This window comes from Methylomonas sp. BW4-1 (assembly GCF_052474385.1).
Map to the genome: position 1 here is coordinate 42,780 of NZ_CP184125.1, position 23,951 is coordinate 66,730.

Below are 23,951 nucleotides of genomic sequence, written 5' to 3' on the forward strand. Positions count from 1 at the left end.
ATGAATAAAATTAATCGCTTTTTTCGCCTGTTCCTGGCTTTTGCATTGCTCAGTACCATGACCGGGTGTTTGCACTGGCTGCACGCCTACCAAACTTATTTGCAAATGGACGAGTTTGATCGTTATTTTGCGGTGACGTCTAAAGAGGATTTCACTGTGCATTTCAAACAACCCAAGCTGTTGAGCGAAGATTTTGTATCGCTGGCCAAGCTGCATGCCAGCAGCGAGGAACACACCGGCGACGGCAAGCGATGGCGCTATTGGTTTCGTAAGATAGACAAAGACAGTAAGTTGATCGCGCCGGAGATTAGTTTTTATCTCGATCTGGCCTTTAACAAGGAAGACAAGATCACCGATTGGACTTTCTCCAACCTGTTTTTACAAATTGCGCCGCCGGAGTTTTTGGAAGCGTCATTTCGTTCGCTGGGCGGCGCGGAAATCAATGAAGAGAAAAAACAGTTGAGAGCCAAGGCCGATCAAATGGAAAAAATCGCCGCGTTGCTTCCGAAAAAAGCCACGGTGATTAAACAATTGGGCGAGCCGTTGGAAATCACCGATGAAGAAAAACAGGAAGTCTATCTTTACCATTTTCGGCTAGACGCCAAGGACATCGAAGAAGGCTACGAGGACAGAGCTTTGAGCGAAGTCAGGCTGATGTTCGACAAAACCACGTCCGAATTGATCAAAATGTCCGGCCGCTTTGCCGGTTTAAAAATATCCATCAACTACAGGAATTTCCAGGAAGAAGACGAGAAAAAAGTGGCGGGCATGTAAGCTAGAACGGCAGGCATAAAAAAGCCCACATTGAGTGGGCTTCGTCCTGTGTTATTTTTTATATTGATTGGACGCCTACCGTTGAACAGTAGGTTAATTTCTTGCGTTTATTGTTGTTGTTATACCGGATTAACGGTCGCCTATCCCCCCCCTCATTTAACGATCACGATTCTTTCGAATCGTCAGCGCTTCGCTGAAAGTGGGCGAATTCTATTGGATTAAAATACGGCTGTCCACAAAAAAGTGTGACAATTTGTCGCACATTGATTTTGTGGGCATTCTGCCTGGTTTCTCCTCGGCGTAAGCGAATGACCGAATCGTCTGATTATTGACGCTTTAGAGAGCTAATTGCTTGTCCAGCCAGCGGTTTTAACGAATTTTGCTCGCCTTGACTAAGTGGGATCGCAAGGTAACTTCTCCCGAGTGGTGCTGGTGATGTTCAGGTTTAGGTCGGGAGATAGCTAAATTTGACTTATTAGTGCCACTGCGAACAAATGAAGGTATTTTTACTTTGCTGCCGGCTAAATCTCGAGCCGTTTGAATACCGTGCAGTATTGCCTTATAGGCTCTTGCCTGTCAGCGCTGGGTCCAGCCGGAAGCCGTTTCTACAAATTGTCCCGGTGCCGCTTGGCCTATGACTTTCTGAGCGGTCAGTCGACCTACTTCCTCCACAGCAACGCCGTTTTTAGCCGCTATGCGTTGATATTCCGCCAGGCGTTGGGCGTTAATGCTTTCAACTAGGGCTTTTATCTCGGCCGATGCATCGGGCTTAACCAAGCCCAGGAAACCGTTCATTTGTTCACCCACCAACCCAGCCGATTTTGCCTGGGCTAGATCGGTGGCGTTGACCGGTAGGGCGGTCAGATATAAGCCCAGAAACAAAGGCGCCAAAATTGATAGCAAATTTTTGTTGTTCATCACTCGCTCCTTTAAAACAAGCCTTTTTGGCTGGAAAGCAATTCGTCTACGTCTTTTTCCACTTTCAGACGGATTTCGTGTTCGATTTTGACGTTCATATTGATCTCAATCGGTTTGTCCGGCGCTTCCAACCTTACGGAGGGCGAACACCCCGTCAGGTAGATGCTGCCGCACAAGATGGCCGCGCTGCTTGCAGCTTTCCAGTTCATTGATTCCTCCGGTCCGCCGGCGGCGGTTTGGGTGGTTGATCCCCGCTTGGGGGCTTGGGCGATGCTCCTGCATCGGCCGGTTTGGCGATAGCCTGTTCCAGAATGGTCCGTTCCAAATCGCCGGCTAAAATACCTTTTTGTAGTAACTCGGGTAGCTGGCCGCTGATATTTAGGTTAAACGCCAGCGGATGGCCGGACAATACTTCCGGGTTATTGCCTTCCAGGCGTAAGCCCAGGTGATAGTCGCCGTTTGGGCGATAATTTACCTTGGCTTGCAGATTCCGGTAAACCAGGTTTTTGAGAGCCTTAAAGGCGATATTCTGACTATCGGCCGGTCCCATATAGCGTAACACACCCGGCTGTGTGCCGCTGAGGCTGCCGTCTTGCACATCTATGGCCCCCGCCGACAACTGCAACGGTAGTTCGCCGTCTATTGAGCCGGTTCCGGAAATATTCGGATAATGCAGGCTTATTAAAAGTTGCGACAGATCGATGTCATGCAGTCGTAAAGTCAGCAGTATCGGCGTTTGCTCCAGCGGTATTTTGTCCGGTTTCAATTCCATGATGCCGCCGAATATTGCCAGATTGGCTTGGCTTAGTGTCAGTTCCTGATCGAGATAGCGGGCCTTGATACTAAGATTTTGCGCTATTAAGTCTTTACCTAATCCCAGCGTAGGTATCTCGGCAGACAAGTCCAAGGCGCGATCCGCCAGCTCCGGAATGTTCAGTTCCACCTTGCCGTTCTCGATTTTCGCCGCGCCGGCCGTCAAGGCCAAATCGGCGATAATCAATTGTGCCGTTCCGGAAACATCTTGTTTGCTTGGCCGATGCAGTTTTAGATTTCCGTGTGCCTTGCCGCCGGCAACCGTCCAACTGGCCGCCATGGCCGGTAACCAGGGCTTGATTAAATCGAATGCCTGGCTGGCGGCCATGTCCAGGCGGCCGTTCATATCGATTGTTTGCTTGTTCGTCATCGACAAATCCATAGCCAGCAGAGACTGTTTATCTTTTGTCAGAAAGGCTTCAGCTTGCAGAGTGGCAAAGTTGTCCGGCGTAGTGGCGCTTGCACTGAGCTGCGTGGCGCTTAGTAGCTGGTTTAATTTGGCTAAGTCGTATGACTGGGTTTTTGCCCGCAAAGTCTGCGGTATCAGTAGGCTGTTGCTGAGCCATTCGATTAGCGAAAGTGCACCGGCATTCAGGTTGATTTGCTTGGTGGGGCTATCCAGTTGTTGGACTGCCAGTTCGAATAGTTTGCCAGTTGGCAGCCGTTGGACCTTGAGTTTGGCGGCGCTAAAACCGGGTTCGATATCTAGGTGAATGGATTGTTGAGTGTCTCGAAACGTTGCCTTGAAGGAGTCGGCCTCACTACGCATAACCTCCGCTTGACCAGCAAAGCTGCTCAAGCCCCAAGGCGTATCTACATCAACTTCCAGTTTCGCGATGCTCAATCGGTCCAGCGGTAAGCTGATGGGATTGTTTTCCGATGTCTGCGTCGCGGCTTGGTCGGTAGGGTGGTAGTTGAATTTTAGCGCGGCGTGACCGATGCTGACGTTGCTGATAGTTCGCTTTTCCAGATCGTAATCGGTTGAAACATTCTGCATCGCAACCGATAAGTTGCCAGCCGGTGTGGCGAGGCCGAAGCTGATTTCAGCCAGCTTGGCTTGCTTGGAATCAAACGACAGCCCCGACAGCGAGGGTGAGCTTAGCGAGGTTTGTTTCAGCGCCTGTTGCAGTAGTAACTCCAGCATAACTGAACGCTGCCACCATAGGGCCAGGCAAAATAACCCAAGCATCAGCAGCGTAATAGCCATCTTGCGCCGCCATGAGCCGCGCTGCTGCAAATTATTTGTGGTGGCAGGCAAGTTCATAGCCTGCCGTAGCCGGTCTGTTGCGTGACTAAGCCGTACATGGGAGCTGGGAGTTTGGGACGATAGACACGCAAAATCGGCTGCCCTCAGCCCAAACGCTCGATAAAGGCATCGACTTGCTCCGCCTGCGTCGCAAAAGTGGTGACCAAACGCACCAATACTTCCTGGTCGGCTACCAGGCCAGGGTTTGCGCGCGGCGGATTCCAGGGGTAAAACACCGCCCCTTGTTGTTGCAAGAGGTCCGCGTGCGCTTGGTCTAGCACGGCAAACACCTCATTGGCTTCTGCATGCCAGGCCAGGCGGGCGTTTTTTGAGTGGGCAATGCCGTTTTGCAAACGCGCCGCCATCGCGTTGGCGTGGCAGGCGAGATTCAGCCAAAGTCCGTCGTCTAAATACGCTTCAAACTGACAGGCGATAAATCGGCTTTTAGATACCAACTGCGCGGCGCGCTTGCGGATAAACGGTAAATCTTTGGCCTGTGCCGGATTCATAAACACCAAGGCTTCAGCGCACCAGCAGCCATTTTTGGTGGCCCCGAAAGACACAATATCTATCCCTAGCTTCCAGCTCATTTCCGCAGGCGTTAACCCCAGCGAGACTAGTGCATTGGCAAAGCGCGCGCCGTCCATGTGCAAGGGTAAGCCGTAAGTTTGGGCAATGTCGGCAATCGCGGCAATCTCCTCCGGTTGATAAAGCGTGCCGATCTCGGTGGCCTGAGTGATGGAAATGGCCATGGGTTGGCCGGCATGCACAAAATTAGGCGGGAAACGCTCGATTTCCGCTTTCAGATTTTCCGGATCGATTTTGCCGTTGTCGCCGTCCACTGGCGCCAACCGTGCGCCATGCGTGAAAAACTCCGGTGCGCCGCATTCGTCTTCCAGCATGTGTGCTTCTCGATGGCAAAACGAGACGCCGCCCGGACGGTTGACGGCCGCCAGCGCCAGCGAATTGGCGGCCGTGCCGGTGCTGACGAAATAGACTGCGACTTCCCGTTCGAATAGCTCGTTAAACTGTTGCTCGATTTTGCGATCCAGCGCGCTGGCGCCATAGGGGGCTGAAAAGCCCGCGGAGGCTGCCAACAAACGTTGGGAAATGGCCGGATGAGCGCCGGCCCAGTTATCGGATGCAAAATTCATGGTTGCTATCATGGCGGTGATGTTTAATGTATGGGCTATACGACGGTATGAACTATACCAACGATACCGCAATCCGACACGCGAGCCTGACTTTCGTTCGGCGTATTCCCGGAAAATAGCAATCTTTTAAGGCACTCTCAACTCATGCAAAATACCATTCGCGATCTCGTGCTTCAGGCGACCGGTGCCGATGATGCATTTCAACTTGAAACCATTCAAAGTCTGTGGAGCGGCTACGGCTATATTTTGCGCTATGGCGTAAGCGGCTGCGACAGTGCTAGCGTGATCGTCAAACACGTAAAACTGTCGGCACAAAGTCTGCAAACGCCCGGTTCCAATGAAGATTTATCGCATCGGCGCAAAGTCCGCTCTTATCAGATAGAGGCGGCTTGGTACCAAGGATGGGCCAAACGTTGCGACGCGGATTGCCGAGTCCCGGCGTGTTTAGCTTTCGAAATGTTCGGTGAGGATATAGTCATGGTCTTGGAAGATCTGCATCCGGTGGGGTTTCCGCAACGCCGCTCGCGGGCCGGGGAAGGGGAGATACGCACATGTTTAAATTGGCTGGCCAATTTTCATGCCACGTTTATCGGTGAAAATCCCAGTGGTTTGTGGCCCACCGGCACTTATTGGCATCTGCAAACCCGGCCCAACGAATGGGAGGCCTTGCAGGATATTGTCTTGAAAAATGCCGCGCCGATGATTGATCAAAAACTGCGCGATACGCCTTACCAAACCTTTGTGCACGGCGATGCCAAATTGGCCAATTTTTGTTTTTCGGCGGACGGCAGCCGGGTCGCGGCAGTGGATTTTCAATACGTCGGCGGCGGTTGCGGAATCAAGGATGTCGCGTATTTTATCGATAGCTGTTTGGGCCAGGACGAGTGCCAGCGCCGGGAGAGCGAATTGCTGGATATTTATTTTCAGGCTTTGCAACAGGCGTTGAGGCGTCAACAAAAACCCGTCGATGCCGATGCGGTCGAACGTGATTGGCGGGCACTTTATCCAGTAGCCTGGACCGATTTTCACCGCTTTTTAAAAGGCTGGAGTCCCGGCTATTGGTCCCCCAACAGCTATAGCGAGCGGCTGACGCGGCAAGTCATCGCCCAATTATAAAATTACCAGGAGAACCGATGCGCTTGTCAGCGGACGATCTGTATTTACTCGGCCAGTGTGCCATCTCCGCTGCGATGCAGGCCGGACAATTGATTGCCAGGTCTGCGCATACTGCGGTTGTTGTAAACAGCAAAGACGGCGGCGCCAGTCTGGCTGCTCGGGTAGTGACGGAAATCGATCATTTGAGTCAGGAGATTATTCTGCAAACCTTGCGGCCGATCTGCGCCAGATACGATTTGGCTTTATTGTCGGAAGAAAGTCTGGATGACGGCGCGCGTCTGCAACACGACTATTTCTGGTGTATCGATCCTTTAGACGGCACCTTGCCGTTTATCGAAAACGTGCCGGGTTATTCGGTGTCCATCGCCTTGGTATCGCGCGCCGGAGAGGCGCTGATTGGCGTCGTTTACGATCCCTTAACTCATACGCTGTATCGGGCGATTACAGGCCAAGGCGCTTGGCAAAACCAACACGCTTTTAAGCCGGCACCGCCTGCGCCAGTCTTGACGTTCATTACCGATAAAAGCTTTGCTCACGACCCCTTGTACCAAGCTACGCTAGTCGAATTGCAACGGATTGCCGTTGAGTTGGGCTATGCCGAGGCCAAGCTGCGTTTGCAAGGCGGCGCGGCCTTAAATGCCTGTCAAGCGCTGACTGAGGCACCGGCGTGTTATTTCAAATTTCCTAAGCTGGATAAGGGCGGCGGCAGCGTTTGGGATTACGCGGCTACCGCTTGTTTGTTCCAGGAAGCCGGCGCGCCGGTCAGCGATATACACGGCAAACCGTTACTATTAAATCCGAACGGCTCGACGTTTATGAATCATTGCGGCGTGTTGTATGGCTCGGAACAAGCTATCGCCGATAGCATGATCAGGCTTTACCGGCAGTTACGGCAGGGATAAGCGAACAAGTTGCCCGTTTTATGGCTTGCTAGTGAATGAGGCCCGATAGACGCAAGGTTTTGAATCTATCGGGTATGGATGGTGGCTTCGGTCTTTTTCAGCAGGGAAACAAATCCTGGAAGTGACGCTTATAAAATCGGTTTTTGGAGCGGGCTTTCAGAAATGCGGCGAACAGGTGTTCGGGCACATGGCAAAAATCCTGAGCTTGCCGGTCTTTGAATGACACCCGTAATTTATGGGTTTGTTCGTCGTAGCCGATCACGTCGATGGTGCTGGATTTAACTGATTGCATTTGCATAGTAGCCTCCGGGAATTTCATGCTAAAACTGTGTCGGTGAGGCATGGCTAAATACGAATAGTTCAATCGGCAATTACTTATCAAGACTGCGTAAAACTATAGCTTCCCTTATTTTTCAATCACTCGTTTGGAGACGTAACGATGCAAACTGTTTTAATTACCGGCGCCAATCGCGGCTTGGGTCTGGAGTTTTGCCGGCAATATGCCGCCGCCGATTACCAGGTCATCGCGGCCTGCCGCAAGCCGGACCAGGCCGAACATTTGGCGGCGCTTGCCAAACAATACTCGCACATTCAAATCGAGACACTGGATGTGGCAGATTTCAGCCAAATCGATGCGTTGGCAAGCAAGCTAGCCGACCGCAAAATCGATGTCTTGCTGAATAATGCCGGCGTTTACGGCGATCAAACCGGTCGCGGTTTCGGGCAACTGGATTATCAAACCTGGGAAAACGTGCTGGCGGTCAACGTGATGGCGCCACTTAAATTGGCCGAAGCCTTCCTGCCGCAGGTGCAGAGTGGCGACAAACGCTTGATCGTGGCCTTGAGCAGCTTGATGGGTAGCATGACCGACAATACCAGCGGCGGCAGCATTCTGTACCGCTCCAGCAAGGCCGGTTTGAATGCGGCATTGAAGAGCCTATCCATCGATTTGCGGCCTTCGTCCATCGGCGTATTGATTCTGCATCCGGGTTGGGTCAGAACCGATATGGGCGGACCGAACGGCCTGATTGACGTTGAAGAAAGCGTATCGGGCATGCGTAAGGTGATAGCCAATTTCAGCTTGGCCGATAGCGGCAGCTTTGTTAAGTACGATGGCTCGGCATTGCCTTGGTAAGCTTTTTGGCTTCTAAGTTTTCGCGTCTTAAATAAGTCAGTATCAGAACCACTGCTTAGGTCTGCATAAGCGGTGCGTATACCCCCTCAAGCTAATGCTCATTAGCGATAAAAATATCGAATCGAAACGTTATTGCTTGCATAAAAATTTCGATTCGATATTATTTGTTCGGCTGCCGATACGATCTTCCAATACATCGGTTGCTTAAGTGCGACGCCTAAGAATCGCATCGTTTACATCGCAACGACACAAGAGGAGGGGTTTATGCAGACTCCCAACAAATTGCTGCTGGAAAACAAAGCCTGGTCAGAAGCCATGACCGGTAAACAGCCCGATTACTTCATCAATATGGCCAAGGAACAACATCCGGAGTTTTTATGGATAGGCTGTTCCGACAGCCGCGTGCCGGTCGATACCATCGTTCATGCCCAACCCGGCGAAATATTCGTGCACCGCAATATCGCCAATCAAGTCATCACCACCGATTTTAACGGTTTAAGCGTGCTGCAGTACGCGATTAACGCCTTAAAGGTCAAGCATGTGATCGTCTGCGGCCATTATGGCTGCGGTGGTGTTGAAGCCGCTTTGCGCCAGCAACGCGGTGATTTGGCGATTGCCAACAAGTGGTTGACGCACATTAAGGAAGTGTATCGCTTGCACCAAGACGAACTGGACAATTTACAGCCCGAACGCAAGCTCAACAAATTGATCGAGTGGAATGTCATCGAACAAGTGCAACGTCTGGCCCACACCTCTATCGTGCAATCGGCCTGGAAGTCCGGCCAAAAAGTCAGTTTGCGCGGCTGGGTATACGGTTTGCACGACGGTTTGTTGAATGAGTTGATACACATCGACGCCACCTCGCCGATTCACAACATCTACCAATACGCCCATTAAGGCTCCCAGTTATCCGCACGGAGACCGTCTATGAAAATGCAGTTTAATGATTACCTGAAATATTTTTGTCAGGATTTTTCGGCCAGCATTGTGGTATTTCTGGTGGCCTTACCCTTGTGTTTGGGGGTGGCGTTGGCGTCCGGCGCACCCTTATTCGCCGGGGTTATCGCCGGCATGATCGGCGGTATCGTTGTGTCCTTGTGCAGCGGTTCGCAGCTCAGTGTCTCCGGCCCCGCGGCTGGCCTGACGGTCATCGTTTTCAACGCCATCGAAACCTTGGGCAATTACAAGGCTTTTTTGTTGAGCCTGATGTTTGCCGGGATTTTCCAAATGCTGTTCGGTTTCCTTCGCGCCGGGGCTATTGCCGCGTTTTTCCCTACCGCGGTGATCAAAGGTATGTTGGCGGCTATTGGTATGATCCTGATCATCAAGCAAACCCCGCACGCCACCGGTTACGATGAGGGCTACGCGGCTGACGAGAGTTATATGCCGGATACCGCCAGTTCCAGCTTCATCGAGTTTACCCACTCACTGCACGGCATTTCGCCCGGCGCGACTCTGGTGGCTGGCGTGGCCTTATTGATTCTGATTTTTTGGGAAAGCGCTTTCATCAAACAATTTAATGCCTTGCGGATGATTCCCGGGCCGTTGTTGGCGGTGATTTGGGGAGTGTCTTTCAATGCCTGGGCCTTGGCTGCGGCACCTGAATGGTCCATCGGCGTCAAGTATCTGGTGTCTTTACCGGAACTTGGCTCCACCAGCAATTTTGTTAACCAGTTGCGCTTGCCGGATTTCAGCTATCTCGGCAATCCCAAGATATACAGCATCGCGCTCACCCTGGCCATCATCGCCAGCCTGGAGACCCTGCTGAGCGTTGAAGCGGTGGATAAGCTCGATCCGCATAAGCGCGTTTCGCCGACCAATCGCGAATTGAAAGCCCAAGGCCTGGGCAACCTGCTCAGCGGATTGATAGGTGGTTTGCCGATCACGGCCGTGATTGTGCGCAGTTCGGCTAACATCAATGCCGGCGGTCAAACCCGGGTATCCAGCTTTTTCCATGGGGTGTTGTTATTGATCAGCGTATTGTTTTTCGCGCATTTTCTGAACATGATCCCATTAGCCTGTCTGGCGGCAATCTTGTTGCAAACCGGTTACAAGCTGGCGAAGCCGGCCATGTTTGTGGAGTTTTACCAAAAAGGTTTGAATCAATTTGTGCCGTTTGCGATTACCGTGTTCGCGATTTTATTTACCGACTTGTTGGAAGGTATCGCGATTGGCATGGTGTGCGGTATTTTTTTCGTCTTGCGGGCCAACTTCCATGCGGCTATCACCTTAACCCAGCATGGGCCCAACTACTTGCTGAGGCTGCACAAGGACGTGTCTTTTTTAAATAAAGCCTTGCTTCGTAATTATCTTGCCAGTATCGCCGACGATAGCGAATTGATCATTGACGGCGGCAAAGCCCTGTTTATCGATCACGATATTCTGGAAACGCTGAGCGATTTCCTGCAAGCGGCGCCGGATCGCAATATCCAAGTGGAATTACAAGGTTTGGCCTTGGAGTCTCGATTGCTTGAGCAGGAAGCCGTCTTCATACCCCGCTTGGCTGCGGCTGGGCATTAGCGGGAAACACGTTCATAGGCTCTGCGACACGCGGGCTTTGCATCAATCCAGCAAGATGCAAAGCCTTGCGCTCTACGGATCCGATGCCTTATGAACTATTTTATGACACGCTGTTTTCTTTGCGTGATGCCGGCCAGTCCCAGGGCTGAAGCAAATAGCCAGACACTTGCTGGCAACGGGACCACGGACGCCTGTATGTGATAACTGTAACCCGCTTTTATGTTATCGACTGCTGCGAAGCCGTTCATGCTGATGGATTCATTGCTTAGGGTTCCGAACCAAGACGATGGGTTTGGGTTGGGCATGGTCACACAGGAAGGAATAAGGCCCTGTGGGATAGTACAACCGAGAGATGCCGACTCCGACTGAAACGCCGTGTCGCTGGTCATAAGACTAAGCAAACTCGGGAAATTGAAGCTATGGATTGCGCCGTTCAGTGTGACGTTGGCGTTGGTAAACAATAGCTTGTCGGTAATTTCACCGCTTGCCGACGTTGTAGAAGCACTTGCCGTGCTTTGATAGCGCTCGACGTCAAATGACCCGAAAATAGTGAACGGTCCGAAATTCTCACTTGGCTCCGAACCGTCTGCGCCGATTACGATAAAAGAGGGGATGTAGGTAGCAAAGCTTCCCGCTGAGTTAATAACGTAATGAGTCGTTGCAGTCTTGATGAAATCCGAGCCGGCAACCACGGTTGCTTGCGCCGAACTGATCGCCAGCATGCCGCCTAACAGAAGGATGCCGCGTGAAATAGCCAAAGATCTAAACATGAATTTTCCTTAAATTGTTGAAACGACAGGCTTCCTAACCATGCGTTAGGCGGCGGCGATTCTATAGGCACAGGTAATTTCAGTCAAACAAATAAGCTATGCGGCCAGGCGGTTTTGCCGTTTCCCCAGTTGCCGATTACGTCTCATGTAAAGTCTTTTAAATGCGTTTCCAAGAAATCGATAAACACCCGGGTCTTGGTCGGCATCAAACGCCGACCTGGGAACACCAACCAAGCCGTGGTTTGCGGCAAACACCATTCCGGTAGCACGCGCACCAGTTCCTGATTGGGCATGTAAGTGCTGGCGTAAGAATCCGGCGCGGCGACGATGCCTTGATCCTGCATTGCCAGCTTGACCAATAATTCCGGCGAGTTGGCTTGGATGCGTACCGGCGGCATGCCCAGCCATTGTTGTTCACCCTTCGTCAAGCGCCAGACCGGCGCTTCTCGATTACCGGCCAACAGGCTGAGGGCATCGTGTTCCAACAATTCTTCAGGGTGCGCAGGTGTGCCGCGCTTATGCAAATAAGCTTCAGACGCATACAAGCCCCAGGTTTGCAGATTCAAGCGCTTGGCCGTCAACGTCGCATCATCCGGCAAATCGCCCATCCGAATCGCCAGATCGAAACTCTCGCTGAGCAAATCCACCCGCCGTGCAGATAGATCGATTTCCAAGGTAATAGCCGGGTAGCTGTTGCTGAATTGAGCCAGTAAGGGAGCCAAAAACAGATTGGCGAAGTCGTTGGGCATCGAGATGCGTAGTGCACCGCTGGGCTGGATTTGCCGATGTTGTGCCAATGCCATCGCCGCTTCGATTTCCTCGCTGACCTGTCGGCCGTGTTGTAACAAGCGCAGTCCAAATTCGGTCAAATTCAGCTGTCGGGTGGTGCGTTGCAGCAAGCGCTCGCCCAGTTGTTTTTCCAGATTGCTGATGCGCCGCGACAAGGTTGACTTAGGCAAACCCAGCAATTCGCCGGCTTTGGAAAAACTGCCGGCATCAGCGATTTTGGCGAATAGCCACAGGTCGTTAGGTTCTATCTGCATGATTGTTCCTCCAGTGGAACAATGTTATCCATTTTCCGGTCTTCTGCCCAATATTATCCCGGCGTATAGTCAACCCAACTTCAACACCTTTGGGAGACTTAAATGAACATTCTGCAAATCAATTCCAGCATCCGTGCCGAAAATGCCTATTCCAGCCGTCTGGCCGACAATTTGGTGGCCGGTTTACGCCAGCAAACGCCCGCTGCACAATTGACCGTGCGCGACTTGGCGAAAACCCCGCATCCTTTGCTGGATGAAGCGGCTTTGATTGCGCTGAGTACGCCCGCCGAACAGCGCAACCCCGAGCAAGCGCAACGGGTGGCGCTGGACGACGCCTTAATCGCCGAAATTCAACAAGCCGACATCGTAGTACTGACCGCGCCGATGTATAACTTTGGGATTCCGGCGCAACTCAAAGCCTGGATTGACGCCATCGCTCGGGCCAGGGTGACCTTCCAATACACCGCAAACGGCGTGGAAGGCTTGCTGAAAAACAAACAGGTGTATGTGATTCAAACCGCCGGCGGTAAACACAGCGGTACCGAGACTGACAGCCAAAGCGCTTATTTGCGCACCGTCTTGGGATTTTTGGGCATGACCGATGTCACCTTTATTTATGCGGAAGGCTTGGCGATGGGCGGCGACGCCGAGCAATTGGCCTTGCAAGCTGCCGCTACGCAAATCGCCGCCTTGGCGGCCTGACCTAACCTTAATATAGGAGATTCGCGATGAACACAGACACAGTTAAAAACGATGAAGTAATGCGGTCCCGCGCTATCGAGCAATTGGTGGTTGGTCATGCTACGTCGGATGGCGCCGGCGTGAAATTGACCCGCGTGCTGGGCCAATCCTTGCAGCTACGCCTCGATCCATTTTTGATGCTAGATGCCTTCGGCAGCGATAAGCCCAACGATTACATCGCCGGCTTTCCCAATCATCCGCACCGCGGCTTCGAAACCCTGACTTATTTGATTACTGGGCGGATGCGGCATAGTGATAACGCCGGCCACCAAGGCTTGCTGGAAACCGGTGGCATTCAATGGATGACCGCGGGGCGCGGGATTATTCATTCGGAAATGCCCGAGCAAAAAGACGGCATGCTTGAAGGCTTTCAATTGTGGATCAATCTACCGGCTGCCGAGAAAATGCAGCCGGCCGGTTATCAAGATGTGCAAAGTGAGCAGATTCCGGAATTACTCACGGCCAACGGCGTCAAGGTGCGGGTGATTGCCGGCAGCAGTCATGGCGTCGCGGGCGCGATTCAGCGGCCGGATACTGAACCGCTGTTTTTGGATCTGCATCTGCCCGCTGGGGCCAGTTTCAGTCAGTCGCTTCCGGCAGGCCACAATGCGTTTTTTTATGTGTATCGCGGCGAGGTTGCGGTGGCAGAGCGGTCGGTAGCTGCGCAACGCATGGCGGTGTTAAGCAGCGGTGAGTCGGATGGGGTGATATTGCAGGCCAAGCAAGACAGTCGTTTGATCCTGGTGGCCGGCAAGCCTTTGCGTGAACCAATCGCTCAGCACGGGCCGTTTGTGATGAACACTCGCGAGCAGATCGAGCAAGCTATAGACGATTACCAAGCCTGTCGTTTTAACGTCGCGGCTTAGAAGCAAACATATGGGAGTAGAGACGATGAATACGGCCCAGCCCGACAACCAAAACTTGCCGAGGATGCCGGCCTTATTCATCGGTCACGGCAGCCCGTTGAATGCGCTGGAAGATAACGAATTCAGTCGGGCTTGGGCGGAACTGGGGCAAAATCTGCCCAGGCCCAAGGCGATTTTATGCATCTCGGCGCATTGGCAAACCGATGGCACACGGGTTACTGCGATGCCGCAGCCACGGACCATCCACGATTTCTACGGCTTTCCACAAGCCTTATTCGATTTTGTCTATCCTGCGCCGGGTAGCCCAGCATTGGCGGCGAGGATCAAGGCGCGGATGCCTGGGATTGAGCTGGATCAGGACTGGGGTTTGGATCATGGCAGTTGGTCGGTTTTGTGCCATCTGTTTCCCGATGCAGACATCCCGGTTTTACAACTCAGTCTGGATACAAAAAAGTCGCCTGAACAGCATTACCAACTGGGTAAAGCCTTACGCTGCTTGCGAGACGAGGGGGTGTTGATCGTCGGCAGCGGTAATATCGTACACAACTTGCAAGCGGCGATTTGGCGGGATACGGCTCATGACTGGGCCGTCGCGTTTGCCGAGCGGGTTAAACGCTTGATTGCCGCAGGCGATCACAGCGCCGTCGTCAAATATCGCGAATTAAGCGATGCGGCGTTGGCCATCCCGACAGACGAACATTTTCTGCCCCTCCTATACATCCTGGGCTTGCAAGGTGACGGCGAACAGGTCGGCTTTTTTACTGACAAAACCACGTTGGGTGCCATTGCCATGTTGTCTGTGCAAATAGGTTAACGGCCGTCATGTAGTTTGGCTTACTTCCCGCCGATCATTGAATATTCGCCGTTTGTGGTGGTCTGTTTGCGCATTCGGGCATAAAATCCGCCGATTAACCATTCTGTGCGCCGCCAGCAATATGCCCAACGATCCAATTCGCCGCAAGTCACCTGAACACAAAGCCAGCAATAGTGTTGCCGTTCCTGGAAATACGCAGCGCGAAGTCGCCGCTGGCTGGGCGGACTATGAATTATTGGATGCCGGTGACGGTAAGAAACTGGAACGCTGGGGCGACGTGGTGACGATACGCCCGGAGATTCAAGCACATTTCCAGCCGGGTTGGTCGTGGTCCGATTGGCAGGCGAGGGCAGATTGGGAGTTTGTAGAGCTGTCATCCACGCAAGGCGCCTGGAAAAAATTGAAGCCGCAGGCAGTCGAAAACTGGCAGATTGCTTATGAGCAATTGAAATTCGGGTTGAAGCTGACCAAATTCAAACACCTGGGCTTGTTTCCGGAACAACAAGCCAACTGGCGGTTCATCGCCGAGCGGGTCAAACCGGGCGACAAACTATTAAACCTGTTTGCTTACACTGGTGCGGCCTCACTGGTGGCGAGGGTGAATGGCGCGGAAGTGGTGCATGTGGATTCAGTCAAGCAAATGTTGGATTGGACCAACGACAACATGGTGCGTAGCGGGTTGGCCGACATCCAATGGGTACTGGAAGATGCCTTGAAATTTGCCAAGCGCGAATTGAAACGCGGCAACTATTACGACGGCATCATCATGGACCCACCGGCCTGGGGTTTGGGCGCCAAGGGCGAAAAATGGAAACTGGAAAATCAGCTGGCCGACTTGATCGAAACCGCGCGCGGCTTGATGAATCCGGGGGCGTTTTTAGTCCTGAACACCTATTCTCCCAAGGTGGACTTGCAGGATTTAGCCCGCGCTGCCGCACCTTGTTTTGCTAAACGCCAACTCGAAATCAAACAACTGTGGATGCAGAGCCAAACCGGCAAAGCTTTGTTTTATGGGAATTTGCTGCGGGCGACGGCTTAATCCGTGAATGGATTGAGGACCCGAATTCCTGTGCCGGCAAAGTCACCAACATTCCGGGTGACAACGGTAAGATCGTAAATTAACGCCGTAGCAGCGATCAATTTATCCAAGGGGTGTTGAGGATTTGGTACGCGCAATTTCCCCCAAACCAGCGCAATCTCGTTGTCGATAGGCAAGACATGATGGCGATATTCCTGCATAAGCTGGTTTAGCCAGTTCTCGAGTAACTTGCCTTGGCTAAAATCGCCGCGGTGATTCAGCAGATCCACGCCGCGCCGCAATTCACCGACGGTGACGACAGAAATATACAGCTTGTGATCATTTTGGGCGACGCCGGCAAAGAACTGGTTAACGCCCGGATTTGTCTTGCTGCCTTTGCGGATTTCGCTAATCACATTCGTGTCAATCAAATACATCAGCCAAATCGCTCTCGGTATCCACACGCAGAAAGTCAGTATCCGAACCGACATTGGGCATGGCGGCTAGCGCTTCCGTAAAAGATTTCCGTTGCGGCCCGGTCAAAACCTCCGCCAGGATGGCGCGATGTTCTGCTTCTGTGGAACGATGGTGGGCGGCAGCTCTGGCTTTCAAAGCCTTAACCAGCGTTTCATCAAGATTTCTAACAACAAGGCTGGGCATAGCTAACTCCAAGGGGTGGTGCTATCAATGCTAGCACGCGCTTTGGCGTAGCGGTAGTCTTTTAACTCTAACGTTGTTGGCCCGTAAAAAACGGCCGAGTCGCAAATACACCGTCGGCAAAACGCTTGCCCTGCCACGACAAACTGCGTTTCAACACAAAATCGAAGCGAAACGGGTGATATTCCTGTAGGGCCAGCAACGGTTCGACGGCATCGTCCGCCAGCAGGCCGGCCTCGGCAAAAGCCGACGGTGAGATCAACGGCAAAATGCCGGTCAACGGGTAATCCGAGCCGTACAGCAAGCGGCTATGCCAGCTGGTTTCCGTCAGCAGGGTTTTGATCACGCCCATATCGCGGTTGCGTAACACAATCGCCGAAATGTCACCGTATAGCCGGTCCTGCCACTGTTTATCCGCCATCAACTTGGCAAACAAATCAAAACTTCGCACTTCCCGGCCGTCTTCGTCTACATCCTTGCCCAATGTCGCACAATGGGCAATCACCACCCGGACGCCGGCATCGAGAGCTCGCCGCAAACGCAGCGGATTCCCGAACAAAGGTTGGTCGGCGCCATGCAATGCGTTCTCTTCGCCACCGTGGGTAATGATCGGTATGTTCAATTTTGCAGCCGCTTTATAAAACTGGTCGCATTGCGGCGACGCCGGGTCTATGCCCATTGCCGGCGGTAGCCATTTCACGGCGCGGGCACCGTTGGCGGCGGCCTGTTCCAGTACAGAGACGCAATCGGGGCGATAAGGATGAATGCTGGCTACCCATTCGAAGCGCTGCGGATAGGCTTGCGCCAAACGCTGAGCGTACTCGTTGGGGACAAAGAATGCGGTATTGGCATGATCCGGGTCGCCGCTGGCCCCATGCGCACGGTCAAACGCATAGAGCATGGCCTTGGCGCCCTTGGGCATGTTGTCCATCAGGGCTTGTAAGCGTTTGACGAAGGCGGTGTCTTGGTTCGTGTCAGGGATGCAGGCCGCGTTGGCGTAAGCCCAATGTTGCAGGGTTTGCACCGGGTGCTTGAGCGGGGCATGCATATCCGGCGTTTGCGTAATGCCGCTACCGCCGTCGCCGGAGCCGATGATATGCGTGTGGCAATCCCACCAGTCTGCCGGATCGATGCCTTGCCAAGCGGCGGTTTCTAGGGCTGATGCCGGCGTCCCGGCTGGATTCAGACAGGGATTAGTTAAGCGAAACAGTGCAGACGCCGGCATGCTGGTGGTGACCAAGCCGGCAGCCGCCAGTTTTAAAAAGCGGCGGCGGGCGCGACTGGTAGCGGGCACACGATGGTTTGATGTCATGGGCTGTTTTCTAGGTCGGATACTGTGGGGATAGGATCCGCAAAATCAAATGGGTTGTAAAGAGGTTGGGGCGGATTTTGCCTGGCTTGGTGCTAGCGCCATGGCCTTGCAGATTGGGTGATTATTAACCCGGCTCTTAAATTTCCTGGAAGGTGGAAGCCGTTAGACGGCTCATGGGTTTCGCGCAGCTGCAGCGCTCCCGCTTTTGCGGGAGCAACGATGTGTAAAGGCCGGGTTAAAAAATTTCTTACAACTTAGAAACTTATTGCGCCCTCAAGGAAGAACGTTCTTTGCGGATAAGGATGGAACACATAAGCCGTTTTGTCCGTCAGGTTGTTGATACCGAATGAGATGCGGCTTTTCGCGGGTTTACCCAGCAAATCGTACTTAAAGCGGTAGCTGGTTTTAAAGTCCAGGAAGAAAAAACCGTCCTGCGAGCCGAAGACATTGTTGACGTGGTCTTTGTTATCAATATCGTTGTAAGAGTCGCTGGTGTAGCGGCCGGCCATCGAGACATCCAGCGCTTCGTTCACATGATAGGTCGCCAGCGCATTAAAACGCCATTCCGGCAAACGGATACGTTCTTTGCCGGTTAGGTTAAAGCGGGTAAGTGATCCGTTCGCTTCTTGAAAGTTAATGTCCGGCCCGCCGTCTTCCACAATAGCGTTCATCCAGGTGGCGTTGAAATTCAGATCAAAGTCAGAGTCGAGCACGCGAGCTTGGTCATACACCAGTTCTACGCCGGTAGTGCTGGTGGCGGGAATGTTTTGGAAGGCATTTTCAGTCAAGATGCCGGTGGCGCGTCTAACCTGCTGGATAGTGTTGCGGATGTCGTCGCGGAACACATTGACCCGCACGTAACCGTTATCCAGTCCGTATTCGATCATAAAATTATGATGCCAGCCGTCCTCGGCCTTTAAATTCTCGTTTGCCGTGGTTATGCTCGTCGGCGACTGGAGGTTTTGATACAGCTCTGCGATGACCGGAAAGCGGTAGGCGCGACCAAACGAATAACGGAATTTCCAATTGGACGGCTCAAATCCCAACGATGCTTTCGGGGAGATGGCATCGTCGCTACGATCTGACAATGCACGGTTAGAGCCCACGCCACTGGACGCCAGCCACCACTCGTAACGTGCGCCCAATGTCAAATCCCAGTCCGGCGCAAAGTGATAGGCGAACTGACCGAACATCGCATTGGTAGTGACTTCACCTTGGTTACGCCGTCCTATGGTTTCTGAGCCTATCTGATCGGCCGAATAGCTGTTATAGGAGAACTGTTTGAAGTTCATGTTGTAGTTGTCGAAGTGGTAACCGCCTAAAAATTCCAAGGGTTTCCAGCCTAAAAACTCTCGGGTGCTCAGTTTCAAGTCGTAGTTTTTCCAATTGAAATCGTCAAATACTTGCAGTTGGCCGGTGTTTTGGTTGCGCGGATCGTCAGGATTAAAAAAAGCGGTTCTGCGCTCGTCTTTGATTACATCCAAGTAGCTGAACGTGGTGTCTATATCCCAGGTGTCGGTAATCGCCCCTTTTACCTGCATGCCGATTTGCATGGTTTGTCGTTCGTCATCGGACGGCCCGAAGCCGCTGTTCAAAACGTTGAATGCTCTTCCCGCGTAAACGGCATCGCGAGAATTGGTATTGTTATCGCCGTAATAGGCATTGCCGTTTGCAGAGGTCAGATAATTGCGCGGTTTTTCGGATTTGCGGGTACGTTCCTCGAACGCACCGGTAAAGATGGCCTGCAAATCCGGCGTGATGTCGTATCCCACTTTGAGTTTAACCAGATCGGTATTGATTAATTCGGGGCCAGTGTCGCCGTAGATATAACTGGGCGTGCCGCGGGTGTCCAGAATCGGCACCGCGCCATTGACTGCGGTCGTTACGCCGGTAGGATTGCGCAAACCGGTATTATCGATGAAGTAACTCATAGGCTGGCTTTCCGCTTCCAAGCGGTTGTAGGAAAGCAGCGCAGACCATTTATCCAAGCGGTTACCGTATGAAAAATACTGCCGGTTGCCGTCAAAGGTGCCGCCATCCGCGCCAATATTCTCCCAAGGCTGCACAAAGTAGCTGGTTTCCGCGTAATACTCTTCTTTCATTGGCATGTGGGTTTTAAGGTTCACTACCCCGCCGATGGAGTTGCCGCTGTATTCCGCGGAGAAAGGACCGTAAACCACGTCAACCGCGTCGATTTCGTTTGGGCCCACCATCGACCAGCGCGGCGCACCGTTAAAAGAAGCCTGCAATTGATTGTGCAGCGGTAAGCCATCGGCATACACCATGTTTCTGGCCGTCGAGAACATATCGGCCCCGCGGATGCCTAACACGCCGTTCGGGTCGCCGATATAACGCTGGCGTATCTGCAAGCTCGGTTGATACTTGACCGCTTCTTCGGTGGTTTGGGCGTTTTGCCGTTCAATTTCGGCGCGTGATAGGCGGGTTGATGGCGAGGTGAAATGCGAGTCTTTCGCCACTTCACCGGTGATCACCATTTCTTCCATCACTTCGTCTTTGGTGCTACCGCCCACAGCCGGCGTTTCCGACGACACTTGTTTTGATGCTGTTTGACTATTGTTAGCAGTGGGCTGGTCCGATGGCTTGGAAGCTTCTGCATTTTTTGCCGTATGTTTCGTGGCGTCGCCTGTACTTTTCTTCTGTGTTTCAGCGATGGCGACATTGCTGGTAATAGCCAGCAGAACAGCAGTAGACAATAAAAAACGCATCGGCAATCTATAAGACGCTGATTTATCAAGTGTTTCGGATTGGTTTTTCACGTTTGATCTCGGTTGTAATTATTATTTCTGGATTATTGCTAAGTTTGTTTTAGCCTTCTGATCTACTCAATTTGAGCGATTTTCCGAGCTGGATCATGCTGATAGCTAACAGGTTTTCCGGATAAAAAATATTCCGAATTTCCGGCAAGATTGGGGCCAAGATTAAATGGCTTTGATTTTATTGATAAAAAATTAATAGTTGCGTTTTATATTTAATAAACTGTGTTATTTAACTGATTTTTTAGGTTTTTTTGGGTGATACGCCTTGCTATTCCAAGGTGCTATGTCTGAGACATAAACTTTTAAACAAGCGAGATGTTTAAAAAAAGTCGGATAGTTCAATAATTTGATAGGCGTATTGGTTTGCACAAGATTGAGTGGCTTAAAAAGATTCAACCATTCGTTAAAGCAGCCGGTAGGTAAAAGCAAAGTAATAAACTATGTTAAATGACTACATCGCCTGAGTTGAACCTGGACCACAGCCACTTTATCGTTACCTCTGCCGTTTGGGCTTGAATGTGGTCTTGACTGGCGATAAGGTGCTTAGTTTTTTGATGGCACATTTGGCCCTGGCAGCTAATTTAATAAGGATACTATGAACACAAGAACCATTCTGGTTGGTCTAGCTTTAAATCTCATTGGCTGTGGTGTGGTTTTGGCGGAACAGCCCGAAATAAAACCCTTCACTCCCGGCAGCTATCAACAGATTTTGGCGGTAAACGCCAACAAGCCGTTAATGCTGGCAATCTGGTCGGTGGATTGCCCATCCTGCCTGAAGGACATGGACATACTGGGTAAGCTGCACGAGAAACATCCGGCTCTGAAAATCGTCATGCTAGCCACCGACGACGCGGAAGCCTTGCCGGAGATCAAACGTATCATCGATAGCCATAAACTCGGCGGGCTGGAGAATTGGGCTTTCGCCTCCGATAACCCCGAAAAACTGCGTTACGAGATCGACCCGGCCTGGTATGGCGAATTACCCAGAACCTATTTCTTCGATGCCGGCCATCAGCGGGTGGGTAAGAGCGGGGCGATGTCGCTGGAAGAGTTTGAAGCACAATTCAGCAAGTTAAAGATGTAACGGGCATCTCTAAATCTCTCTGTAAGCACATCGACGGGTCCTAGCACGTCTTTCTGGTTTGCCGGGAACCATACAGGTAATAAACTGCAACCCCCAGCAGGTTCCAGATCAGAAAATACAGCTGCGTAGTGCTCGGCAGGCTGATAAACAGATACAGGCAGCCCAGTATCGCCATCGGCCCGGTGATCCAGACAAACGGTGCCGAGAATTTCCGCGGCATTTCCGGCTGTTGATGCCTGAGCAACAACATGCAAACCGCCACGACACAGAATGCCAGCAGCGTGCCGGCATTGGCCAGTGCGGCGATGTCCGCCAGCGGAAACACGCCGGCGATGATACTGACGATCACGGCGGTAAACACACTGGTGCGAACCGGCGTACCGCGTGGCGACACTTTGGCTAAGCTGCGCGGAAGCAAGCCGTCGCGGGCCATCGCAAAGAAAATCCGGCTCTGTCCGTAAAAAAACGCCAGGACCACGGTTGGCAGGGCGATGACGGCCGATGCCGCCAGCCAGCGCGCCGCGTTAGGTTTGCCCAACTCGCGCAAAATCAGCGCCAGGGGCTCGGGGCTGTCGGCGAAGCGCCGATAATCCAAAGCGCCCAGTGCTGCCACCGCCACCACGACGTAAATGGCCACGCAGATCAGCATCGAACCGACGATGCCTAGCGCCAAATCGCGTTCGGGGTTGCGGGTTTCTTCTGCCGCCGTGGCAATCGCATCGAAGCCGTAGAAGGCAAAAAAGATGATGGCCGCCGCAGCCATCACCCCGCGCTCGACGCCGTCCGCGCCCAAGGTTTTAATGAAGCCAAACGGCAGAAAAGGCTGGAAATGCTCGGCTTTAAACAGCGGCAACACCACTGCGATAAACAGCAGTAATGCGGTGAGCTTTACCACTACTAACAAGGCATTGACGCTGGCGCTTTCCTTTGTGCCGATCAGCAAAAGCATGGTGACAACCAGGATGATGAAAATCGCCGGCAGGTTGATCAGCCCGCCCAATTCCGGGCCTTGCATCCAGTGCATGGGTACGCGCAATCCTTCGTGCAACAGCGGCGCCGCATAACCGGACCAACCGACTGCCACCGCACTGACCACCAGCGAATATTCCAAAATCAAACTCCAGCCCACCAACCAGGCGGCCCATTCGCCGATCACGCTGTACGCATAGGTGTAAGCACCGCCGGCCGCCGGCATCAGCGTCGCCATTTCCGCATAAGCCAAGGCCGCGCAGGCGCAAATCGCCCCGGCAATCACAAACGCCAGGATTACACCTGGTCCGGCCTTGGCCGCGCCAACCCCGATCAAGGTCAAGATGCCGGTGCCGACAATCGCCCCCACGCCCAGCGCCATCAGGTGTGGCCAGCTTAGCGTTGCGGGCAGGCGGTGTGCAGTCTGCTGGCTGTCAGCGGTCGGCCAAGGTTTACGTCGGCTCTGATTGTTCATATCGCGTCCCCGTTGTGGTGCGCAAGCCGGTAAAATAACTAGTCAATTCGGTCTATCCCAATGGAACCCCACATGAAAATCATCTCCTGGAATGTCAATGGTATCCGCGCCGTGCAAGATAAAGGTTTTGCCGATACGCTGTCCAAACTCGATGCCGACTGCGTGTTGCTGCAAGAAACCAAGGCCCAAGACGAGCAAGTCAGCAAGGCTTTGGAAAATATACACGGCTATCATCTGTACTCCAACTCCGCGGAACGCAAGGGTTATTCCGGGGTGGCGATATTGAGCCGGCAACAGCCGCTGCAAGTGGTGCACGACATGGGCATCGCCGAGCACGACCAGGAGGGCCGGATCATCGTCGCCGAATTCGAAAAATTTTATTTGTTGAATGTCTACGTGCCCAATTCCGGCGACGGTCTGGCGCGCCTGGATTACCGGCAGACCTGGGACAAAGAGTTTTTGGCCTATATGCAAAAATTGCAAAGCCAAAAACCGTTGATTGCCTGCGGCGATTTCAACGTCGCCCATCAAGCCATCGACATCGCCCGCCCCAAAGCCAATTACAACAAGTCGGCCGGCTATACCCAAGTCGAGATCGACGGCTTCAGTCATTTTGTCGAAGCCGGTTTGATCGACAGTTTCCGGCACCTGCATCCGGATACCGTGGCTTACAGCTGGTGGAGCTACCGCGCCAATGCCCGCGAAAAGAACATCGGTTGGCGGATTGATTACGTATTGACCAGCCAGGCGCTGCTCGGACAAATCAGCGATGCGTTCATCCTGCCGGACGTCTTTGGTTCGGATCATTGCCCGGTCGGCATCGAGCTGGCGCTTTGAGCGAAATGAT

Annotated in this window: 24 protein-coding genes; 12 read left to right on the forward strand and 12 right to left on the reverse strand. The window is 52.7% G+C overall.

What is annotated here, in order from left to right:
- On the forward strand, positions 1–774 hold the full coding sequence (locus ACH5Y9_RS00200) for a hypothetical protein (RefSeq protein WP_445368040.1): 774 nt from the start codon (positions 1–3) through the stop codon (positions 772–774).
- 576 nt (positions 775–1,350) lie between these two features.
- Here ACH5Y9_RS00200 and ACH5Y9_RS00205 read toward each other — a convergent pair.
- The 4 genes from ACH5Y9_RS00205 to ACH5Y9_RS00220 all read right to left on the reverse strand — a co-directional run bounded on the left by ACH5Y9_RS00205 (position 1,351) and on the right by ACH5Y9_RS00220 (position 4,905).
- Positions 1,351–1,692 carry a YdbL family protein gene (locus ACH5Y9_RS00205; protein WP_171694325.1) on the reverse strand — a complete coding sequence of 114 codons (342 nt, stop codon included), beginning with the start codon at positions 1,690–1,692 and terminating at the stop codon, positions 1,351–1,353.
- An 11-nt stretch (positions 1,693–1,703) separates the two neighbouring features.
- A complete protein-coding gene (locus ACH5Y9_RS00210; protein ID WP_064010563.1) occupies positions 1,704–1,901 on the reverse strand; it encodes a YnbE family lipoprotein in 198 nt (65 codons plus the stop codon).
- Positions 1,898–3,763, reverse strand: coding sequence for an intermembrane phospholipid transport protein YdbH family protein (locus ACH5Y9_RS00215; protein ID WP_445368041.1), 1,866 nt, complete (start codon positions 3,761–3,763; stop codon positions 1,898–1,900). The genes ACH5Y9_RS00210 and ACH5Y9_RS00215 overlap by 4 nt, the downstream gene beginning before the upstream one ends.
- Positions 3,764–3,855: 92 nt before the next feature.
- Positions 3,856–4,905 carry a threonine aldolase family protein gene (locus ACH5Y9_RS00220; protein WP_445368042.1) on the reverse strand — a complete coding sequence of 350 codons (1,050 nt, stop codon included), beginning with the start codon at positions 4,903–4,905 and terminating at the stop codon, positions 3,856–3,858.
- Between the two features lie 144 nt (positions 4,906–5,049).
- Here ACH5Y9_RS00220 and ACH5Y9_RS00225 point away from each other — a divergent pair, with 144 nt between their 5' ends.
- Both ACH5Y9_RS00225 and ACH5Y9_RS00230 read left to right on the forward strand, forming a co-directional pair.
- A complete protein-coding gene (locus ACH5Y9_RS00225) occupies positions 5,050–6,021 on the forward strand; it encodes an oxidoreductase family protein (protein WP_445368043.1) in 972 nt (323 codons plus the stop codon).
- Between the two features lie 17 nt (positions 6,022–6,038).
- The gene (locus ACH5Y9_RS00230; protein ID WP_445368044.1) at positions 6,039–6,923 is read left to right on the forward strand and encodes a 3'(2'),5'-bisphosphate nucleotidase CysQ family protein; all 885 of its coding nucleotides are present in this window, start codon (positions 6,039–6,041) and stop codon (positions 6,921–6,923) included.
- A gap of 97 nt (positions 6,924–7,020) precedes the next feature.
- Here the strand turns inward: ACH5Y9_RS00230 and ACH5Y9_RS00235 are convergent, their stop codons facing one another.
- Positions 7,021–7,221, reverse strand: coding sequence for a KTSC domain-containing protein (locus ACH5Y9_RS00235; protein WP_033158359.1), 201 nt, complete (start codon positions 7,219–7,221; stop codon positions 7,021–7,023).
- Between the two features lie 141 nt (positions 7,222–7,362).
- Between ACH5Y9_RS00235 and ACH5Y9_RS00240 the strand changes: the two genes are divergently transcribed.
- The 3 genes from ACH5Y9_RS00240 to ACH5Y9_RS00250 all read left to right on the forward strand — a co-directional run bounded on the left by ACH5Y9_RS00240 (position 7,363) and on the right by ACH5Y9_RS00250 (position 10,578).
- On the forward strand, positions 7,363–8,058 hold the full coding sequence (locus ACH5Y9_RS00240; RefSeq protein ID WP_445368045.1) for an SDR family oxidoreductase: 696 nt from the start codon (positions 7,363–7,365) through the stop codon (positions 8,056–8,058).
- A 264-nt stretch (positions 8,059–8,322) separates the two neighbouring features.
- Complete coding sequence (locus ACH5Y9_RS00245) at positions 8,323–8,955, forward strand: carbonic anhydrase (RefSeq protein WP_171694331.1); 633 nt, start codon at positions 8,323–8,325, stop codon at positions 8,953–8,955.
- Between the two features lie 30 nt (positions 8,956–8,985).
- Positions 8,986–10,578, forward strand: a complete 1,593-nt coding sequence (locus ACH5Y9_RS00250) for a SulP family inorganic anion transporter (RefSeq protein ID WP_445368046.1) — start codon at positions 8,986–8,988, stop codon at positions 10,576–10,578.
- Positions 10,579–10,673: 95 nt separating this feature from the next.
- Here the strand turns inward: ACH5Y9_RS00250 and ACH5Y9_RS00255 are convergent, their stop codons facing one another.
- Both ACH5Y9_RS00255 and ACH5Y9_RS00260 read right to left on the reverse strand, forming a co-directional pair.
- A complete protein-coding gene (locus ACH5Y9_RS00255) occupies positions 10,674–11,348 on the reverse strand; it encodes a hypothetical protein (protein WP_445368047.1) in 675 nt (224 codons plus the stop codon).
- A 143-nt stretch (positions 11,349–11,491) separates the two neighbouring features.
- Entirely contained in the window at positions 11,492–12,391 is a 900-nt protein-coding gene (locus ACH5Y9_RS00260) for a LysR substrate-binding domain-containing protein (RefSeq protein WP_445368048.1), read from the reverse strand.
- Positions 12,392–12,493: 102 nt separating this feature from the next.
- Here ACH5Y9_RS00260 and ACH5Y9_RS00265 point away from each other — a divergent pair, with 102 nt between their 5' ends.
- The 4 genes from ACH5Y9_RS00265 to ACH5Y9_RS00280 are packed head-to-tail and all read left to right on the forward strand — an operon-like array spanning position 12,494 to position 15,851.
- Positions 12,494–13,093, forward strand: coding sequence for an FMN-dependent NADH-azoreductase (locus tag ACH5Y9_RS00265; protein ID WP_445368049.1), 600 nt, complete (start codon positions 12,494–12,496; stop codon positions 13,091–13,093).
- Positions 13,094–13,119: 26 nt separating this feature from the next.
- Positions 13,120–13,998, forward strand: coding sequence for a pirin family protein (locus ACH5Y9_RS00270; protein ID WP_445368050.1), 879 nt, complete (start codon positions 13,120–13,122; stop codon positions 13,996–13,998).
- Positions 13,999–14,023: 25 nt separating this feature from the next.
- Positions 14,024–14,812 (forward strand): 4,5-DOPA-extradiol-dioxygenase, encoded by a 789-nt coding sequence (ygiD, locus tag ACH5Y9_RS00275; protein ID WP_445368051.1) that lies wholly within the window; start codon positions 14,024–14,026, stop codon positions 14,810–14,812.
- A 37-nt stretch (positions 14,813–14,849) separates the two neighbouring features.
- Positions 14,850–15,851: a class I SAM-dependent methyltransferase gene (locus ACH5Y9_RS00280; RefSeq protein ID WP_445368052.1), complete on the forward strand. Its 1,002-nt coding sequence runs from the start codon at positions 14,850–14,852 to the stop codon at positions 15,849–15,851.
- Here ACH5Y9_RS00280 and ACH5Y9_RS00285 read toward each other — a convergent pair.
- From ACH5Y9_RS00285 to ACH5Y9_RS00300, 4 genes are all read right to left on the reverse strand, one after another.
- Entirely contained in the window at positions 15,848–16,267 is a 420-nt protein-coding gene (locus tag ACH5Y9_RS00285) for a type II toxin-antitoxin system VapC family toxin (RefSeq protein WP_445368053.1), read from the reverse strand. The two genes, ACH5Y9_RS00280 and ACH5Y9_RS00285, sit on opposite strands and share 4 nt — an antisense overlap.
- On the reverse strand, positions 16,254–16,490 hold the full coding sequence (locus tag ACH5Y9_RS00290) for a FitA-like ribbon-helix-helix domain-containing protein (protein ID WP_026603505.1): 237 nt from the start codon (positions 16,488–16,490) through the stop codon (positions 16,254–16,256). The genes ACH5Y9_RS00285 and ACH5Y9_RS00290 overlap by 14 nt, the downstream gene beginning before the upstream one ends.
- Positions 16,491–16,557: 67 nt before the next feature.
- Positions 16,558–17,799: an amidohydrolase family protein gene (locus ACH5Y9_RS00295; protein ID WP_445368054.1), complete on the reverse strand. Its 1,242-nt coding sequence runs from the start codon at positions 17,797–17,799 to the stop codon at positions 16,558–16,560.
- 254 nt (positions 17,800–18,053) lie between these two features.
- Positions 18,054–20,576 carry a TonB-dependent receptor gene (locus tag ACH5Y9_RS00300; RefSeq protein ID WP_445368055.1) on the reverse strand — a complete coding sequence of 841 codons (2,523 nt, stop codon included), beginning with the start codon at positions 20,574–20,576 and terminating at the stop codon, positions 18,054–18,056.
- A gap of 595 nt (positions 20,577–21,171) precedes the next feature.
- On the opposite strand from ACH5Y9_RS00300, the gene ACH5Y9_RS00305 reads away from it, so the two are divergent.
- Complete coding sequence (locus ACH5Y9_RS00305) at positions 21,172–21,660, forward strand: TlpA family protein disulfide reductase (protein WP_445368056.1); 489 nt, start codon at positions 21,172–21,174, stop codon at positions 21,658–21,660.
- 40 nt (positions 21,661–21,700) lie between these two features.
- Here ACH5Y9_RS00305 and ACH5Y9_RS00310 read toward each other — a convergent pair whose 3' ends face one another.
- A complete protein-coding gene (locus ACH5Y9_RS00310) occupies positions 21,701–23,104 on the reverse strand; it encodes an amino acid permease (RefSeq protein ID WP_445368057.1) in 1,404 nt (467 codons plus the stop codon).
- 72 nt (positions 23,105–23,176) lie between these two features.
- Between ACH5Y9_RS00310 and ACH5Y9_RS00315 the strand changes: the two genes are divergently transcribed.
- Complete coding sequence (locus ACH5Y9_RS00315; RefSeq protein ID WP_445368058.1) at positions 23,177–23,941, forward strand: exodeoxyribonuclease III; 765 nt, start codon at positions 23,177–23,179, stop codon at positions 23,939–23,941.
- The last annotated feature ends 10 nt before the right edge of the window (positions 23,942–23,951 follow it).